The organism is Mesotoga infera (assembly GCA_011045915.1).
Lineage (GTDB): Bacteria > Thermotogota > Thermotogae > Petrotogales > Kosmotogaceae > Mesotoga > Mesotoga infera_D.
This window is the reverse complement of record DSBT01000352.1, coordinates 1-2,717: the sequence shown is the minus strand read 5'-3', so window position 1 is coordinate 2,717 and position 2,717 is coordinate 1. Positions and strand designations below refer to the sequence as shown.

Genomic DNA, 2,717 nt, shown 5'->3' with positions numbered 1-2,717 from the left:
CGTCTTCCCTAGAAACTCTATATGGACCAAAGTGAAGACTTCCTTCAGTGGCGGTCAACTGCTTGTCCCTTATTTCGTCAAGACTCCCTGAAAAACCGGTAGTTGCCAAATGGAAATCCAGATATGAAGAACCGCCGTTCTTTCTTGATTCGGCCTTGGCGATAGAAGTCAATTCTTCGGCAAGCAAATAGGATCTGTAAAAGGGGTATTTGCTTTTTGCGATACAAACTCCTGCACAGGCAGTAAGCTTCTTCTTATCACTCACTTCCTTGTTTTCAAGAAATGAGATGAACTTTGAGGCGAGGATCAGTCCTAATTTTCCGTGACAAACAAAAGTAATATCATCTCCGCCTATTATGATCGGTCGTATCGGTAAAATCGTCTTTCCATCTTTTCTACGTAACTTAAACCCATTCTTTTCAGTAAGATGCTCCTTTTCAATGAGTTCTATCAGATATCTTGTCATCTCTATAAAAGAGTCCTGGGTAGCTTTGCTAACTGAAGCAGATAGTTTTCTAAGTCCGGAAAGAGAGTTAGCTGCTGCAAATCTTTTTCCCATACTGTTTCCATCAATATGGACTACTGCAATGTAGTTTGATTCGCTCTCAATCTGACCTAGAAGATCGATCTCGTCAGTAAAAGTAAACTTGTCCTTTGAGATGTCGGATACCAAAGATGAAAGTTTTTGATTGGCTTTGTCTACTGCTTTTATTTTCGAACTTGAAACGGATGAAATATACTGATCGTCGTCGCAAAACATTTCTGCGCTTTCGTCAGATCTGGGGCAATCGGCAGTGATTCCGTACTTTCTCAAGGAAATATTCGTATGGAAACGATTCTTATTCTTTCTCAAGTCTTCATGCAAAAACTTCATGGATTTATCGAATTTATCAGTATCAAAATCCAGATTGAAGCCGAAGGAAGTTCTGAGCCCCGGGGCATCAATAAGCAAGTCTCTGGAGAATAGTCTCACGAATTCAAAGATCTTTCTCTTGTCACTGAAAGCGATTGCTACATTTCCGCCACCCGAATAGATGATTTCGAAGGGAGTTCCATTTTCCATCAAGAGAAAATCGGGATTCTCTCTCCAAAAATCAATGTCGAAATCTCTTCCACCAAAAGTATTCCTCAATGCGTTCTTTAGAGGGATCTCGAATGCGCTTTCAACGATATAAGATGCACCGATGTTTTCTTTCAGTCTATTACTGGAAAAAATGTACTTCTGGATAGAAACTGTATCAACTATGAGAGCAGGTACTTTCAAAGCCACCACCTCCAGCATCAGCGAAACAATCTGTCTATGTAATTACCAATCTCCTTGTAATTTGATCTATCAAGAACCACAAAACTATCTGAACTTGAACCGCTTTCAACCCGAAGCTCGTCCTGCAGGATGTGCGCAGAATTTCTGTCCATTAGAGTCACTAGCATCGATCTGCTCTCATCTCCGCCAATTTGCCTGGACCTGTGGATAACCTCAAATCCTTTGCTCTTGCACAAATGCCTTGCTGGTGAAGTTGTAACCGAGATCGCCAGAAGCTGATAACCCTTTATCAGGAAGGCGTCTAATTCAAAATCAGGCAAGTTCTCTCTCTTTGCTTTCAAGTTAAACCCGTACTGTAAATGATTATTTTCAGCATACTCAATGATTCTCTCTGCGACTAATTCCTCCAACCATTTTCCCTTCAAGAATTCGACAGTATGACTTGTTCTGATTTTGTATTGATCATTTGTGGTCTCCTCGCTCGGTACCCAAAGCTGGGTTCCTCTTTCTAAAAGACACTTCTCTTTAGGAAATGAGTTGAGAACATCAATAGATTCTTGTGAGAGACTGGAAAACATTTGTCCGACTTTGTCCTGACCAAGTTCTTCCAAACGTTTTCTAAATCTACCAGGTTTTTCTATTGGGCGACTTTTACCCTCTTCTTGATAAAGCGTCGGCACGAATTTATTGCCAAGATTTATTAGTTGTTCGATTTGACCTCTCTCAATCAGCTCCTTGATAGCGCGCATAACATTTGGAAAATTACCCATTTCAGGTTGATCGATTTTGCTGTATCCGTGCAACTCCAGAAGGTCACATATCGAGAGATAAACCTTAGAACGGACATCCTCTTGACTTGCTATTGCCTTATCATCATATTTGACTCTACATTCTCGAGCATCTAAATAAGAAGCTGTCACGTCCGTTTTGAATATACCCTTAATAAAGCTGGAAACCTGCACAGCCATTGCCTTTGTGCCACCCGTGTAGTTTAGGTGAACAGCCCCATGAATATCCTCTGTTCGGAAGTAGTACTCTAAGGAATCACGGATTTCACTGCCCGAGATGCTCTTTAACGGAACTAGACAACAGATTCTTCTACCCAATCTCTTTTCAAGGAGATTCCGGACTGCTTCGGCTTGTTTCCTTGTGCTACTATGAGAAGACATGTTTTCTTCGTCTGAATGAATAAGATACACCCTATCTATGGCCAGATTATCCATTTGGCAGAAATACTCAGATACAACAAAGCTCGGAAGAGGATTTGTGCCGACCGTAAGAACAAGATCCATCAGTGCCCTCCTTCACTTTCCTAGTATATTCAATATCTCTTCAACCGCTTTTTCCAGTTCATATGGATTTCTTGCCGTTGTTCGTATTTCTATATATAGTGTTCCACCCCTCGTGCTGTATCTAGCCTTTATGATCTCTCCAAACTGCTTGCAGACGAACT

3 protein-coding genes are annotated in these 2,717 nt (G+C 41.1%); all 3 read right to left on the bottom strand.

Features of this window, described 5'->3' with window-relative positions; translation table 11 throughout:
- The coding region (locus tag ENN47_11600; GenBank protein ID HDP78796.1) for a hypothetical protein at nucleotides 1-1,264 on the bottom strand (1,264 nt) is incomplete at its 3' end.
- Nucleotides 1,265-1,281: 17 nt separating this feature from the next.
- Nucleotides 1,282-2,556 (bottom strand): hypothetical protein, encoded by a 1,275-nt coding sequence (locus tag ENN47_11595; GenBank protein ID HDP78795.1) that lies wholly within the window; start codon nucleotides 2,554-2,556, stop codon nucleotides 1,282-1,284.
- 12 nt (nucleotides 2,557-2,568) lie between these two features.
- A partial coding sequence (locus ENN47_11590; GenBank protein HDP78794.1) for a CRISPR-associated protein occupies nucleotides 2,569-2,717 on the bottom strand: 149 nt, incomplete at its 5' end.